Annotated in this window: 9 protein-coding genes; 6 read left to right on the plus strand and 3 right to left on the minus strand. The window is 54.4% G+C overall.

Annotated elements, in window-relative coordinates:
• Complete coding sequence (locus tag B498_RS18870; RefSeq protein WP_008499743.1) at window positions 1-8,259, plus strand: hemagglutinin repeat-containing protein; 8,259 nt, start codon at window positions 1-3, stop codon at window positions 8,257-8,259.
• Between the two features lie 52 nt (window positions 8,260-8,311).
• On the opposite strand, the gene speA is transcribed toward B498_RS18870, so the two are convergent.
• From speA to B498_RS21845, 3 genes are all read right to left on the minus strand, one after another.
• Window positions 8,312-10,288, minus strand: a complete 1,977-nt coding sequence (gene speA / locus B498_RS18865; protein ID WP_008499744.1) for a biosynthetic arginine decarboxylase — start codon at window positions 10,286-10,288, stop codon at window positions 8,312-8,314.
• An 8-nt stretch (window positions 10,289-10,296) separates the two neighbouring features.
• Complete coding sequence (gene yqgB, locus B498_RS22005; RefSeq protein WP_127312443.1) at window positions 10,297-10,428, minus strand: acid stress response protein YqgB; 132 nt, start codon at window positions 10,426-10,428, stop codon at window positions 10,297-10,299.
• Window positions 10,429-10,782: 354 nt separating this feature from the next.
• A complete protein-coding gene (locus tag B498_RS21845) occupies window positions 10,783-10,953 on the minus strand; it encodes a hypothetical protein (protein ID WP_045335271.1) in 171 nt (56 codons plus the stop codon).
• Window positions 10,954-11,091: 138 nt separating this feature from the next.
• Between B498_RS21845 and metK the strand changes: the two genes are divergently transcribed.
• From metK to rsmE, 5 genes are all read left to right on the plus strand, one after another.
• Window positions 11,092-12,246 (plus strand): methionine adenosyltransferase, encoded by a 1,155-nt coding sequence (gene metK, locus B498_RS18860; RefSeq protein ID WP_008499745.1) that lies wholly within the window; start codon window positions 11,092-11,094, stop codon window positions 12,244-12,246.
• Window positions 12,247-12,687: 441 nt separating this feature from the next.
• The gene (gene galP, locus B498_RS18855) at window positions 12,688-14,085 is read left to right on the plus strand and encodes a galactose/proton symporter (protein ID WP_008499747.1); all 1,398 of its coding nucleotides are present in this window, start codon (window positions 12,688-12,690) and stop codon (window positions 14,083-14,085) included.
• Window positions 14,086-14,143: 58 nt separating this feature from the next.
• A complete protein-coding gene (locus tag B498_RS18850) occupies window positions 14,144-14,641 on the plus strand; it encodes a SprT family zinc-dependent metalloprotease (RefSeq protein WP_021242073.1) in 498 nt (165 codons plus the stop codon).
• Window positions 14,642-14,735: 94 nt separating this feature from the next.
• A complete protein-coding gene (gene endA / locus B498_RS18845) occupies window positions 14,736-15,443 on the plus strand; it encodes a deoxyribonuclease I (RefSeq protein ID WP_008499749.1) in 708 nt (235 codons plus the stop codon).
• 51 nt (window positions 15,444-15,494) lie between these two features.
• The gene (gene rsmE / locus B498_RS18840) at window positions 15,495-16,226 is read left to right on the plus strand and encodes a 16S rRNA (uracil(1498)-N(3))-methyltransferase (RefSeq protein ID WP_008499750.1); all 732 of its coding nucleotides are present in this window, start codon (window positions 15,495-15,497) and stop codon (window positions 16,224-16,226) included.
• Window position 16,227: the final 1 nt, after the last annotated feature.

Consider the following 16,227-nt stretch of genomic DNA (forward strand, 5'->3'; position numbering starts at 1 on the left):
ATGAGCAATAATAAAACCTCAAAAACGAAGCTAACCGCAGGGAATTTGCATAAACACCTTTGCCCACTTTTTATTTCAATAGCGGGTATTCTCGCAGCTAATGCCGAAGCCGCAACTGTGCCGGATGCCAGCCAGAGTAAAGGGCCAACAATGGGTCAGGCGGCTAACGGCACGCCAGTCGTGAATATCACCGATCCGAATGCGAAAGGCGTCTCGCATAATAAATTCGACCAGTTTAACGTTGATAAAAATGGTCTTATTTTTAACAACAGCATGCAGGATGGTGTGTCTAAGATCGGGGGTTACACGGTTAAAAACGCCCAGCTTGAGCATGAAGCAAAAGCAATTATCAGTGAAGTGACGGGAGCCCAGGCGTCCTATATTAACGGGACGATGGAAGTCTTCGGCAGAAAAGCGGACGTGATCGTTGCTAACCAAAACGGTATTAGCGTTAACGGCGCCACCACCATTAATGCCAACAGCCTGACGCTGAGTACCGGTAAGGTGCAGATGAAAGAGGACGGCAACTATAAACTAGCTGTTGAAAAAGGCACCGTGTCTCTCACAGGGCAAGGCATTTCTACCGAAGGGCTAAGCTACTTCGACATTGTCAGCCGAAGTGCAAAACTGGAAGGTGAAATTGCCGGCCAGGCGGACGTTAAGGTAGTTGCCGGGCAGAACGATTACGATCTCTCCAGCCGCCAGCACACGACTCGCGCCACGGGTGACGGCCATACGCCGGATGTCGCGATTGACGGTCGGGCGATGGGGTCAATGTACGGTGGTAAAATTCAGCTTATCAGCACCGAATCCGGCGCAGGCGTCCGTCATGAGGGCAGTATTATTGCCACGGGTGACATTGAGATCAGTGCGAACGGCGACGTGACGCTGACAGGTTTACGCAGCGATAAAAATGTCACTGTCAGCGGCAACAATATTGCCCTGAACAAAAACAGCAGCGGCACCGGAAGTACAGAAGCGCAAAATAATATTATCCTGCATGCGCTCTCTGGCATGACGGTGAATAACGACGTTATCTCCCGTAACGGCACAATCCGAATTGATGCCTCAACCCTGCTGCAAAATACGGCTGCTATCATTGCGCAAAACAGTGCCACAACAGCGGTACCCGCCATTCAGATTAATGTTGCCGGGCAGTACACCCTTTCCGGAAAACTAAAAGCGCTGGATGCTAACGGCGCTGTCATTTCCGGTGGCGTCGTGACGTTAAAAAATGGCGATTTTGTCGTCATCCAGAATGGCCAGCAGGTGCCCTTCAGCACCCTCGTCTCCGATGCGGAGATCGTCAGCAACAGTGGTAATGTCAACATCACCGCGGGCAGCATGACTAACAATGAAGGCGTTATTCTCGCGAAGAAAGGGACGCTGCAGTTCAACCTGACCGGTGCGTTTGAAAACAAGGGTTCCGTCAGCGCCACAGGGGATATCTGGATTGCATCAGGTTCAATGAAGAACAATGGCATCCTGTATGCCAGCAACGCCCAGACGCTGTCTGTCGGCCATCTCGACAACGCAGGCCGCCTCTACGCGGATAAAAACCTGGTTATGACCGCCAGCGCCCTGAACAACAGTGGTCATATTGGCGCTAATAGCGGTGAGATGCGCATTAAGGTCAACGGTGAGGTTTCAAACAGCGGCACCCTGAGCGGTAACGATGCGCTGATCTTCATTGATGCCGACGGTAACATCGTCAACGACGGCACCATTGCCAGCAACAAGCATGACGTGACGCTGGCATCCGGCGGCGACACGCTCAGCAATACCGGACGTATTGCAGGACGTAATGTCTCCACCCAGACCCGTAAAGCCAGTGCAACCGTCAGTAACAGCGGCACCATCAGTGCCAGCGAGAAACTGACCATCGCAACCGCGAATCTGAAAAACCAGGCCGGCACGCTGAGTGCAACCACTGACATGCAGCTTGATGTCAAAAAAGAGCTACAGAATAGTCAAAAAGGCAGCATTATTGCCGGGAAGAACCTCACCATAAAGGGTGACGGCGCGCTGGCAGTACACAATGACGATGGGCTGATCCAGGGCGATAATATCAATGCCAGCGGAATTACCACCCTCTCTAACACCCATGACGCGCTGATCGCGGCAAGAGAAACCCTCTCCGTTACAGCGACATCGTTGCTTAACGACGCCTCAACCATTCAGGCCGGTAGCCTGACGCTCGATCGCGTCAGCACCGTCGATAACCTTAACGCCGCCACGCTGTATGCCAGCAAGACGCTGCAACTTACCCATCTCAACACGCTGAATAACACCGGCAGTTTTGTGATTTCTGATGGCACGCTGTCACTGTCCGATGTGAACACCCTCAATAACACTGAAGGTGCAACGCTATTCGGTGCTGGAAATACCACGCTGAGAAACGTAGGTACCCTTAATAACAGCGGCGCATCGATGATTAAATCGGATAATGCGCTCTCGATCGCGACGACCACGACGCTTAATAACAGCAGTGATGCAGTGATTGCCTCTGAGGGCAATCTGAATATCAGCGGCGTGAAGACGTTAAACAACCGCTCGGTGATCATCGGCAATGGCAATATCGCGATCGATGCCGTTGAGGAGCTGAAAAACGACGGTGTGGTTCAGGCAGGTCTGGATCTGATTATTCGCAACGTCAAAAACCTGGCCAACACAGGTGAAGGGCATGTTTTAGCTGCACTGCGTAACCTGACGATTGAAGACGTTGAGTCGCTCATCAACAGCGACGGCGCGGTCATCTCCGCCAATATGCAGACGGTGCTGAACGCCATCGGCGTTCTGACCAACCGCACGGCCGGTGTCATTCAGGCTGTAAACGGCCCGCTGGAGATTGTCGCCAACACGTTGAGCAACATTGGCAGCCTCACCGCAGAGGACGGGCAGCAGTCGGTGTCCACTCTCGTGGCGGGCGGCGACATTACGATCAATGCGCAAAACATGCTTAACACCGAACAGGCGGTGATTGTGTCGACGCAGAGCGATCTGTCAGTTAATGTCGCTAATAATCTGATCAACGCCAATGCAGCGGTACTATCGGGTGCCAACAATACGAACCTTAACGTAGCGGGCGGGACGATTAGCAACGAAAAAAATGCCCTGATCGCCGGGAATAACATCACGATTAATGCCTCGCAGCTGAATAATCATGATTCCGGCACGACCTCTGCCAGAAACGACCTCAACATCCATACCGGTTCATTCAATAACATCAATGGCATCCTCGAAGCGGGTCATGATTTATTGCTCAAGGTAAAAGACTCCATCGCGCTGAATGACAATAACCGCAGTATTCGTGCAGGTCATGATATGACGCTCAGCACGGAAGGTACGCTGTACAACAACACCATGATGGAAGCCATCGGCAACCTGACGCTCCAGGCAGACGGTAAGGTGATCAACAGCAAGTCTGTGGTCACGGGGGGTGATTTACACATCAACGCTAATGAGGTAATGAACAACAGCAACAGCCTGCTCTGGTCGTTAGGGAAGATGGATATTAATGCCCACGACGGTGCCTTTGTTAATGACTATAACGGTAACGTGCTGAGCATGGGTGACATGTCGCTCATCGCGAAAACGATTATCAACTCCGCCGGGATCATTCGCTCCGAACAGAACATCAATATTGATGCGGCCTCTCTGGAAAACCAGAGCACCTATACGGGTGGCACCATTTCGCAAACCCAAACGCAGGATGCCGTGGGTCAATGGGCCGGTATTGATAATGTGATGACGCAGGTCAGGATTACCACGGTTCTGCACATCCCGGTTCTGGCGTCAGATATCGCTATGAGTAAGCTCGGCGAAATCAGCGCCGGGAAAGATATTAATATTAACCAGCGCGGCATTTTCGACGAAAAAGAGGTTAAAAATAACGGCGGCCTGATCCAGGCGGGACGTGATATCACCATCACGGGTAATCTGCTGAACTCGCCAACCTATACCTCCGAATCCATGTATGACTATCTGAATCTCATCCTTGAGCAACCGATAGTACTGACCGACTACTGGAAGGTGGCAGCAGAGCACTACACGACGCTGACCTTCAACTCGCTCTATCAATACCTTGATTTCATCTTTGGTGACGGCGCACCTGCAACCAAAAGCGGTACCCAGGATCCAAACAGAGAGCGTAGCTATAAATCGCTTCTCGACGCCGCGAATGACTCAACCCAGCTCAACTACGTCATGAGCAAAGTGTTTGGTGAAACGTGGAATTCGCAAGATTACGCGACCCTGAACACGGCATGGCATAACCTGGTAAGCAATGACACCAGCATTACCCCTCTGAAGACGAATATGATCTACTTCGTGCCTTCAGAAAAAGGTGAAATCACGGCGGGTCGTAACTTTACGCACAATGGCGGCACGCTGGATAACGGCCTGGCTAACGCTGGCACAATCAAAGAAAACGCCAAAATTGAGAATATCGACGTGGGTGACTACACCATCGACACCGCCGTCGCGGGCTATGATGTTGCCATCAATACCAAAAAGCTGAATGAACTGGCCATGGGGATCAGCCCACTGCCGACCATCAAGGATTTGGTCTCTCTGCCGGGCATGTTTGAAGTCACTGACGAATTCAAAAAAGCCTCTGAGGCGGCGAAAAACGGTACCGAATACAGCGGCCCGGCCAACCACATCATTCCGATTTTCGAAACGCGCCCGGAAATGATCGATCAGAGCAAGTACAGCGGCTCTGACTACTATTTCGACAAGGTGGATTACACTACCACCGAAACCGTTAACGTCATTGGCGATAACTACTTTATCTCCGAACTGATTCGTCGAGAGATCAGCCGCTCCGTAGGCAGCATGTTTGCGATACGAGACGGTCTTGAAGGCGATGCGCTGGTACAAAACCTGATGGATAACGCCGGTATTGCGGCGAAAAACAGCGATCTAAATCTGGTGGTGGGGCAGCCTCTGAGCGAAGAGCAGCGCAATGGGCTAACCCAGGATATCGTCTGGTTCGTGAGCCAGAACATCAAAGGGACGGAAGTGCTGGTGCCGGTGGTCTACCTTTGCCCTGAAACCCTTAGCCAGCTGGCTAACGGTGATATCAGTAAAGGCACAGCGTCCATTGCAGCCGGAAATAGCCTTGCAGTTGATGCCACCGCCATTAACAACGTGAACGGTACCCTCTCCTCTAAGGGTGACGTCACGCTGAAATCCAAAGGGGATATTAACAACATCAGCAATGCGACAGATGCTGGCATCTCGGCGGGCGGTAACGTCTCAATGACGTCGGAAAATGGCAGCATTGCCTCAAACGGCGCGGCAGTGAACGCCGGTGGCGACATTGACATGAAGGCTGAAAAGGGCGACATCACCCTGACCGCATCTGTCGGACACGGCGAAGACGGCAAGCAGAAGATTCATGCGCACGATGATGGCGTCACCGCAGGCGGCAGTATCAACATGCAGGCGAAAACCATCACTTCCAACGCGGCTGATATTACGGCAGGCCAGGACGTGAATATGAAGGCGAGCGAAGGTGACGTCACCTTCAACGACCTGCATCAGATTGATTCTAACCGTACCATCAATACCGAGATCAACGGTCTGTCCAGCTATACCACCACCGACACCAAAACGGTGACCGGCGAAGCTATCGGCGCAACCGTCAAGGCTGGCGGCAATGTGCAGATTGATGCCAGCAAGAATGTGGTCATCGAAGGCGGCAGCATTGACGCGAAAAGCGGCTCCATCAACGCGGCAGAAAACGTTGAGATAAAGACGTCTGAAAACGTGTCCGCTGAGGAACACACCACACAGTCTCGCCAGTTTGTTGCTGAGGCCGGCATCAGCGGCGCCGGTAAATCCGCCTCGGCTTCCTACGGCAAAAACGACGGCACCACAAAAAATACCACCTCTGGCGACTACACCAGCGCAGGCGGTAATTCTGAAACCTCCGCGATTGGTGCCAAACCGGGCCGCGCACCGATCACCGATACTGCCGGTTTCAAGGTGGGTATGGAAGACACAACCGATACCGTGTCGACCCAGAGCAAGCAGAACACCAACGCGTCCATTAATTTTACCGATTCCGGTTCCGTAAATGCAGGAAAAACGGCGGATATTGGCGGCGCTGACCTCTCCGCCGGAGATAAGCTCAGCATTAACGCGAAGGATGTCGCAAGCACCAAATACGAGGATGAAACCAAAACCACCGTCACACATAAAGACCGCTTTGTCGGTGTTTCAGGTGAGGCCCACAGTGCGGTAGTTGATGCGATCGACAAAACCGGGAATCTCATTGATAAATCGCAGCAAGGCCAGTCGATTAACAGCGGAACCACGACGGCGGAAGTGCTGGGCGATGTGTCCAACATCATGCTAAACGATCTTGCTGGCGGCTCCGTCACTTTCGGCGGGAACACGACAAAAACGAAAGAAACGCGCACCGCAACGGCGGAGAATACCACCAATATTAATGCTAAAAACGTCAGCATTAATTCGACCAACGATACCACGCTCAACGGCGTGAACGTGAACTCGCAGAATACGGAGATCAATGCGGGTGGTAATGTGGACATTAACGCAGCGAAATCAACAACCTCTTACACCAATGAAACCGAAAAACACAAAGGCGGTCTTACCGCAGGCGTGGGAGTGGATATAACTGGCGCAAGCGGCGGTATTTCAGTCGATTACAACGGCAGTACGGAACACGGCTCGGGTAACTCTACGTCGTATAAGAACAGTACTATCAACGGCAACACGGTGACAGTGAACGCTGGCGGTGATATGAACATGAAGGGCGCTAACATCGATGCAGAAAAAGCGGATGTTAACGTTGCAGGCGATATGAATATCACCTCCGTGCAGAATACCGAGCACACCGAAAGTAGCCGCGGTAACTGGGGCGCTTCTGTGGGCATCTCCGTCTCGGCAGCGGGCATCATCCCGAACGCGTCCGTCAACGGGGGCGGCGGCTCTGAAAGTTACGATTCGTCTAAAACAGCGAAGCAATCTGGTATCAATACCAGCGGCGAGCTGAATGTGAAAACCGGAGGCGACCTCAATATGACCGGGGCTAATCTGGTATCTCAGGATGGCACCGGATCGGTGAACGTTGCGGGTGATATCAATGCGAAAACGCTGGAAGACCACGTTGAGCAGGATGGTCTGTACGGCGGTGGCGGCATTGGCCTGAGCAATGGCGTAGTGCCTTCCGGTAACATCTACGTCGACACCGTGGATGAAATTCACTACAACGAAACGCAGAAATCCACTATCGCCGTGGGTGACACCACCAGTGCGACAGTGAATGGCGATCTCAATACCAATAAAGATGAAATGTCGGTTGTCACACGTGATGAGAAAGAAGCAGGAAATAACATTTCCTACACGCTTGCCGATCCGGGGATTCGTAAGAAGAAGAAAAGTGGCGCTGACGCAGACAGCGATACTCCAGCGAAGCCGGATGACGGCCATACGGACGATGGCGGCTGCCCTCAGAAGTGTACGCCGACTAAGCCAGGCTCAACGCAGCAGCAGACGACTACCACGACGCGTACAACGTCTGATTCTCAGCATATGACGATTGAGAAAACGACGGCGACAACGACCTCCACGTCCGCCTCTTCGGTGGTCCATAAGGAGGCCGTCGCGTCTGAAACCGCACGCAGTGAAGCCGTGCCAAACGTTGCGCCGTCAACGTCCCAGCCGCTGACGCCAAAAGCGAAACCAGAGGCCGCAACGGTTACGCCAAAAGCGAAACCAGAAGCCACAACGGTTACGCCAGTGAAGAAATGGGCCGTACCGGAAACTAACTATCCGGTGCTCTCTCCTGGCTCTGCAACGGGTAAAACCGGTAAAGACATGCCGAAAACACCGGACCACAGGAAGTGGAATGGCGACATGACCAACGGCGTTGCGCCATCCAGCAACACCAAAGGCGATGACGTCAAGCTCTCGCCGGGTTCGTCCACCGGTCAGACCGGGATGGATATGCCGAAAACGCCGGAACACAAGCAGTGGAATGGCGACATGACCAACGGCGTTGCGCCATCCAGCAACGCCAAAGGGAATGACGTTAAGCTTTCTCCGGGGTCGTCCACCGGTCAGACCGGGATGGACATGCCGAAAACGCCGGAACACAAACAGTGGAATGGCGACATGAGCAAAGGTGCGATGAACGCGCGTCCACAGTGGAAGGCGTTGCAAATCGATCGACCGATTGATATCTATGCTCCGGTAACCATTACCTTCACCGACGAGCAGTACAGCTAAAACAAAAGGGTCTGACTTTCGTCAGACCCTTTTTTAACGCCCCTTTCGAACGTTATTCGTCTTCCAGATACGTATATCCGTACAGACCCGCTTCAAACTCTTCCAGGAACTGCTGCTGCAGCGCATCGTCCAGCCCGGTGTTTTTCACCTGGTCGCGGAACTGCGTGAGCAGGGTTTTCGGATCCAGCTGAACGTATTCCAGCATGTCCGCCACGGTATCCCCTTCGTCAGACAGCTCAACTTCCACGCTGCCGTCAGGGAAGACAAACACGTCGACCGCCTCGGTATCGCCGAACAGGTTGTGCATGTTGCCGAGGATCTCCTGATACGCACCGACCATAAAGAAGCCCAGCATTGGCGGGTTCTCCGGGTCGTATTCCGGCATTGGCATCGTCGTGGCGATACCGTCGCCGTCCACGTAGTGGTCGATAGCGCCGTCAGAGTCGCAGGTGATGTCCAGCAGCACCGCGCGACGTTCCGGGGCGTGATTCAATCCTTCCAGCGGCAGAACCGGGAACAGCTGATCGATACCCCAGGCATCCGGCATCGACTGGAACAGCGAGAAGTTGACGTAAATCTTATCCGCCATACGCTCCTGCAGCTCGTCGATTATCGGACGGTGGGCGCGGTTGCTCGGGTCGAGCTGCTTCTGCACTTCATGGCACATATTCAGATAGAGCTGCTCTGCCCACGCGCGCTCCTGCAGGCTGAAGGTGCCTGAAGAGTAGCCGACGTGAATATCGTGCAGATCCATCTGGCTGTCGTGAAGCCATTCGCGCAGGGAACGACGCGTGCCGGGCTCGTGCATCTCCTGCCAGGTTTCCCACATGCTTTGCAGGGAACGCGGGGCATCGTCTGCCGGCGGCGTCGCTTCGGTGGTTTCGCTCCGCTCAACGCCGATAATGTTAGAGACCAGCACCGTATGGTGCGCGGTCACCGCGCGACCGGATTCGGTAATCACCGTCGGGTGCGGCAGGCCGTTCTCTTCACAGGCGTCGCCGATCGCCCAGATGATGTTGTTCGCGTATTCGTTCAGGCCGTAGTTTACGGAGCAGTCGGACTGCGAGCGAGTCCCTTCGTAGTCCACGCCCAGGCCGCCGCCCACGTCGAAGCACTGAATATTCACGCCAAGCTTGTGCAGCTCAACGTAGAAACGCGCCGACTCTCGCACGCCGGTGGCGATATCACGAATGTTGGCCATCTGCGAGCCGAGGTGGAAGTGCAGCAGCTGAATGCTGTCCAGACGACCACGCTCGCGCAGAATTTCTACCAGCTGCAGCACCTGGTTGGCCGCCAGGCCGAACTTGGATTTTTCACCGCCGGAGGACTGCCATTTTCCGGAACCCTGCGACGCCAGACGCGCACGCACGCCAAGGCGCGGCACCACGTTCAGACGCTCGGCCTCTTCCAGCACGATAGCGATTTCAGTCATCTTCTCGATAACCAGATAGACCTTGTGGCCCATCTTCTCGCCAATCAGCGCCAGACGAATGTATTCACGGTCTTTATAGCCGTTACAGACGATCACTGAACGGGTCATCCCCGCATGCGCCAGCACGGCCATCAGTTCCGCTTTGGAACCCGCCTCCAGCCCCAGCGGCTCGCCGGAGTGGATCAGCGATTCAATCACGCGGCGGTGCTGGTTTACCTTGATCGGGTAAACCAGGAAGTAGTCGCCTTTATAGCCGTAGGATTCACGCGCGCGTTTGAACGCGGCGTTAATCGAACGCAGACGATGTTGCAGGATCTGCGGGAAGCAGAACAGTGCAGGCAAACGCTGGCCCTGAGCCTCACGGGCTTTCACCAGTTTGGCGAGATCCACGCGCGCTTCTGGGACGTCCGGATCCGGGCAGACGCTGATGTGGCCCAGTTCGTTGACGTCGTAGTAGTTATTGCCCCACCAGGCAATATTGTAAGTGCGCAGCATCTTGCTGGCTTCCTCGGAGCTCATCGCAACCTCCTGCATAGAACGTAGTACACCCTGTTCGCCCGCTGACGAAGGCGAAAAAGAAGACATGTCGTCAGACATAGCGAACCTCAACTCTTTGTATTAAGTGTAAAACAGTTGACTACTATCGCAGCGTTATACGGCGATAACAACCCATAAACGGCTCCGTTTCCCAGCAGAGTATGCTGAAATCCAGACCGTGCGACCGGTTTCTTATTCATATCATTGTAAAACACGTATCCGAACTCTGTATGACAAGGTTCGGCGAAACCACGAGAAAACTCTTGTATTAACAAGAGCGCCCTTGTTCAGTTTTCACAAAGCGTGACCGGCCCTGGAATCCTGAGAAGCGCCGAGATGGGTATAACATCGGCAGGTTTGCAGACTAGAAATGCGGGTTGCGGGAATCAAATGCGCGCCAGAACGGCTGCGCTGAATTAGCGGAAAACGATGGTTCATTATCTCGTATCACCTCCACGGCCGCCTCTGCTGAAACGGACCCCAAGCCAAAGCTAAAAGTTCACTGCTTTACCCGGCTGGAAGTGGCGACACGATGAGTTCATCGAGCGCTTATTTTATATGAGCCGCGCGCCGCGTTTTATACCGAGAAGGGGGCTAAAAAGCAAAACAAAAATGCGCGTGTTGCCAGCACCGTCAGGAATTTTTGCCAGCAGCAATTTCAACTGAGTGAGAGATGAGTCAAAAAAAACTGGAAATCGGGTGAAGAAGTGACCTAAAATAGCCATCCAGATGTTAATCCATCTATACTGATTAACACTCATACTGCCAGTGTCAAAAACCTGCAGGCCTTGGTAGAATTATCTCCTTTGGCTATTCCACACAGCAGCTTGAGCTAACCAAATTCCTCTTAGGTGAAATAAAACATGGCAAAACACCTGTTTACGTCCGAGTCCGTATCAGAAGGACATCCTGATAAAATTGCTGACCAAATCTCCGATGCGGTGCTGGATGCGATCCTCGCGCAGGATCCAAAAGCACGCGTCGCGTGTGAAACCTATGTCAAAACCGGCATGGTTCTGGTTGGCGGTGAGATCACCACCAGCGCATGGGTTGATATCGAAGAGATCACCCGTAACACGGTGCGTGAGATCGGTTATGTGCATTCTGATATGGGCTTTGATGCCAACTCCTGCGCGGTATTGAGCGCAATTGGCAAACAGTCTCCGGACATCAACCAGGGCGTTGACCGTGCCGATCCGCTGGAACAGGGCGCGGGCGACCAGGGCCTGATGTTCGGCTATGCAACCAACGAAACCGACGTGCTGATGCCAGCGCCGGTCACCTACGCACACCGTCTGGTGCAGCGTCAGGCTGAAGTGCGTAAAAACGGCACCCTGCCGTGGCTGCGCCCGGATGCGAAGAGCCAGGTCACCTTCCAGTACGACGACGGTAAAATTGTCGGTATTGACGCGGTGGTTCTGTCTACCCAGCATGCCGAAGATATCGATCAGAAATCCCTGCAGGAAGCAGTGATGGAAGAGATCATCAAGCCGGTTCTGCCAACCGAATGGCTGAGCAGCGCCACCAAATTCTTCATCAACCCAACCGGACGCTTTGTTATCGGCGGCCCAATGGGTGACTGCGGCCTGACCGGTCGTAAAATCATCGTTGATACCTACGGCGGCATGGCGCGTCACGGTGGCGGTGCATTCTCCGGTAAAGATCCATCAAAAGTGGACCGTTCTGCAGCGTACGCGGCACGTTATGTGGCGAAAAACATCGTTGCTGCCGGCCTGGCTGACCGCTGTGAGATTCAGGTTTCCTACGCCATCGGCGTGGCTGAACCCACCTCCATCATGGTGGAAACCTTTGGTACTGAGAAGGTGCCTTCAGAACAGCTGACCCTGCTGGTGCGCGAGTTCTTCGACCTGCGCCCATACGGCCTGATTCAGATGCTGGATCTGCTGCACCCAATCTACAAAGAAACCGCTGCATACGGTCACTTTGGTCGTGAACATTTCCCATGGGAAAAAACCGACAAAGCCGCCCTGCTGCGTGAAGCTGCCGGTCTGAAGTAATCGACTGTCATCGCTTTTAAAAGGCCAGCCTTCGGGCTGGCCTTTTGCATTTGTGCGATCATCCTTGCCCGGCGGCGCTTCGCTTGCACGGGCCTACGAGTTTTGGGCATTTGTAGGCCGGGTAAGGCGCAGCCGCCACCCGGCTGAAAGGCGCACTATTTGGAACCGATTACACCGCACCGGTACCCCTCCGCTTTCAGAATATTCTCTTTGCATGATCGCCATTCTTCTGCTGTTACATTTCCTTTCAGTTAAGTCTGAAATATCTCCTTTCGCGATGCGCCTCACTTCATTTACCTCTATATTTTCAAAGCTTTAATTTTATTTACGGTTGCACACGAGTGTAACCGATTACACCTATGTGATTAATCTCACATATTTTTACGGGTCGCTCACCTACCCTTACCATCAATAAAACTGATAACCCAACTGGAGGGCATAATGCCTGACAATAAAAAACAGGGGCGTACGTCCAACAAGGCGATGACATTCTTCGTCTGTTTCCTCGCCGCCCTGGCAGGATTACTTTTTGGCCTGGATATCGGCGTGATTGCCGGTGCATTACCTTTCATCACTGACGAGTTCCAGATTAGCGCTCACACCCAGGAATGGGTGGTCAGCTCCATGATGTTCGGTGCGGCCGTTGGGGCCGTCGGCAGCGGCTGGCTCTCCTTCAAACTCGGACGTAAAAAGAGCCTGATGATTGGCGCGATCCTGTTCGTGGCCGGCTCACTCTTCTCTGCCGCAGCGCCTAACGTTGAGGTTCTGCTGGTTTCCCGCGTGCTGCTCGGTCTGGCCGTGGGCGTGGCGTCCTATACCGCCCCACTGTATCTGTCGGAAATCGCGCCGGAGAAAATCCGCGGCAGTATGATTTCGATGTACCAGCTCATGATCACCATCGGTATCCTGGGCGCGTACCTTTCCGATACCGCGTTTAGCTACAGCGGCGCATGGCGCTGGATGCTCGGCGTGATCATCATCCCTGCGGTTCTGCTGCTGATTGGCGTCTTCTTCCTGCCGGACAGCCCGCGCTGGTTTGCTGCAAAACGTCGCTTCCACGATGCCGAACGCGTGCTGATGCGCCTGCGCGATACCAGCGCGGAAGCGAAAAACGAGCTGGAAGAGATCCGCGAAAGCCTGAAGGTCAAACAGTCCGGCTGGGCGCTGTTTAAAGAGAACAGCAACTTCCGCCGGGCGGTGTTCCTCGGCGTGCTGCTCCAGGTGATGCAGCAGTTCACCGGGATGAACGTCATCATGTACTACGCGCCCAAAATCTTTGAGCTGGCGGGTTATACCAACACCACCGAGCAGATGTGGGGGACCGTCATCGTGGGTCTGACCAACGTGCTGGCGACCTTTATCGCCATCGGTCTGGTGGACCGCTGGGGACGTAAGCCAACCCTGACGCTGGGCTTCCTGGTGATGGCGGCCGGTATGGGCGTCCTCGGTACCATGATGCATGTGGGCATTCACTCCCCAACCGCCCAGTACTTTGCGGTAGGCATGCTGCTGATGTTTATCGTCGGGTTTGCGATGAGCGCCGGGCCGCTGATCTGGGTGCTGTGCTCTGAGATCCAGCCGCTGAAAGGACGTGATTTTGGTATCACCTGCTCTACCGCAACCAACTGGATTGCCAACATGATCGTCGGCGCAACGTTCCTGACCATGCTCAACACTCTGGGCAATGCCAATACCTTCTGGGTCTACGCCGGTCTGAACATCTTCTTTATTGTGCTGACCATCTGGCTGGTTCCAGAAACCAAACACGTGTCTCTGGAACATATTGAACGTAACCTGATGAAAGGTCGCCCGCTGCGCGAAATCGGCGCCCACGACTGATCCTCTTGCGGGAGGCGCCTCTTGCGCCTCCCCGCTTCCCGCTTTATGCTCTGCCCCTATGAAAGCTCCCCGTCTCCCCATCGCCATTCAGCAAGCCGTTATGCGCAGCCTGCGGGAAAAACTCGCCCAGGCGAACCTGAAGCTTGGTCGCAATTACCCTGAACCCAAACTCGTCTACCAGCAGCGTGGCACCTCGGCCGGTACCGCCTGGCTGGAATCCTATGAGATCCGCCTGAACCCGGTGCTGATGATGGAAAACCAGCAGGCGTTTATTGATGAGGTGGTGCCGCACGAGCTGGCGCACCTGCTGGTGTGGAAACACTTCGGACGCGTCGCCCCCCACGGCAAGGAGTGGAAGTGGATGATGGAAGCGGTGCTCGGCGTTCCGGCGCGCAGAACCCATCAGTTCGAGCTGGAATCGGTGCGCCGCAATACCTTCCCCTACCGCTGCCAGTGTCAGCAACATCAGCTTACCGTCCGCCGCCATAATCGCGTGGTGCGCGGCGAGGCAACCTACCGCTGCGTGAAATGCGGCGAGCCGCTGGTGGCGGAATAATTATCTGAACGTTCAGGAACTTTCCTGATCTGACTGATTGCATACAGGAACAACATTCGTTACGTTGCGGGCTCGTTTTGACACGGAGTGTAAGATGTCCCGTAATTTTTCTCTCGCGGTCGCCTTTCTGACGACGGCGCTCTCAGGCCACGCCCTGGCCGACGGTATCAACAGTTTCTCACAGGCCAAAGCGGCCGGTGTAAAGGTCAACGCTGACGTACCGGGCGATTTCTACTGCGGCTGTAAAATTAACTGGAAGGGTAAAAAAGGGCTCGTTGACCTTGAGTCCTGCGGCTACAAGGTGCGTAAAAACGAAAACCGCGCCAGCCGTATTGAATGGGAACATGTCGTTCCGGCATGGCAGTTTGGCCACCAGCGCCAGTGCTGGCAGGATGGCGGACGTAAAAACTGCGCCAAAGATCCGGTATACCGCCAGATGGAAAGCGACATGCATAACCTGCAGCCCGCGGTGGGCGAAGTGAACGGCGATCGCGGCAACTTCATGTACAGCCAGTGGAACGGTGGCGAAGGTCAGTACGGCCAGTGCGGTATGAAGATTGATTTTAAAGAGAAAGTCGCCGAGCCCCCTGCCCGCGCGCGCGGCAGCATTGCCCGCACCTATTTCTATATGCGTGACCGTTACGATCTCAACCTCTCCCGCCAGCAGACCCAGTTGTTCAACGCCTGGGACAAGCAATACCCGGTGACGGAGTGGGAATGCCAGCGCGACGAGCGTATCGCCAGAGTCCAGGGGAATCACAACCCTTACGTCCAGCGGGCTTGCCAGGCGCAAAAGAGCTAACCTACACTACGGCAATTCGCTTATATCGCATGACACATGGAATTTCTGACTATGCGCATTCCCCGCATTTACCATCCTGAACTGATTACCGCAGGCCGTGAAATCGCCCTGTCTGATGACGCCGCCAACCACGTTGGCCGCGTGCTGCGCATGGGCGCCGGCCAGGCAATACAATTGTTCGACGGCTCTAACCAGGTTTTCGACGCGGAAATCACGAGGGCGGATAAAAAAAGCGTACACGTGAACGTCCTGCGCGGTGAAGTGGATGACCGGGAATCACCGCTGCATATCCATCTGGGCCAGGTGATGTCGCGCGGCGAGAAAATGGAGTTCACGATTCAGAAATCCATTGAACTGGGTGTAAGCCTCATTACGCCACTTTTTTCTGAGCGCTGTGGCGTTAAACTGGATGCGGAACGTCTGAACAAAAAGATCCAGCAGTGGCAGAAAATTGCCATCGCGGCTTGCGAACAGAGTGGCCGCAACCGTATTCCGGAGATCCGATCGGCGATGGATCTGGAGGAGTGGTGTGCAGAAGAGGACAGTGGGCTGAAGCTCAATCTTCATCCGCGCGCCAGCGCCAGCATCAATACGCTGCCGCTGCCCGTTGAGCGCGTTCGCCTGCTGATTGGCCCTGAAGGCGGCCTGTCGGCGGACGAAATTGCGATGACGGCACGTTACCAGTTTACTGATATTCTGTTGGGACCTCGCGTTCTGCGCACTGAGACAACGGCACTCACGGCCATTACCGCGCTACAGGTACGGTTTGGCGATCTGGGTTGAC

It is taken from the genome of Enterobacter sp. SST3 (genome assembly GCF_000286655.1).
Lineage (GTDB): Bacteria > Pseudomonadota > Gammaproteobacteria > Enterobacterales > Enterobacteriaceae > Enterobacter > Enterobacter roggenkampii.

Coding starts and splice junctions, on each gene's coding strand:
- metK (WP_008499745.1), top strand. CDS start 11,092: ATGGCAAAACACCTGTTTACGTCCGAGTCCGTATCAGAAGGACATCCT.
- endA (WP_008499749.1), top strand. CDS start 14,736: ATGTCCCGTAATTTTTCTCTCGCGGTCGCCTTTCTGACGACGGCGCTC.
- B498_RS18850 (WP_021242073.1), top strand. CDS start 14,144: ATGAAAGCTCCCCGTCTCCCCATCGCCATTCAGCAAGCCGTTATGCGC.
- speA (WP_008499744.1), bottom strand. CDS start 10,288: ATGTCTGACGACATGTCTTCTTTTTCGCCTTCGTCAGCGGGCGAACAG.
- yqgB (WP_127312443.1), bottom strand. CDS start 10,428: ATGAATAAGAAACCGGTCGCACGGTCTGGATTTCAGCATACTCTGCTG.
- B498_RS18870 (WP_008499743.1), top strand. CDS start 1: ATGAGCAATAATAAAACCTCAAAAACGAAGCTAACCGCAGGGAATTTG.
- B498_RS21845 (WP_045335271.1), bottom strand. CDS start 10,953: ATGGCTATTTTAGGTCACTTCTTCACCCGATTTCCAGTTTTTTTTGAC.
- galP (WP_008499747.1), top strand. CDS start 12,688: ATGCCTGACAATAAAAAACAGGGGCGTACGTCCAACAAGGCGATGACA.
- rsmE (WP_008499750.1), top strand. CDS start 15,495: ATGCGCATTCCCCGCATTTACCATCCTGAACTGATTACCGCAGGCCGT.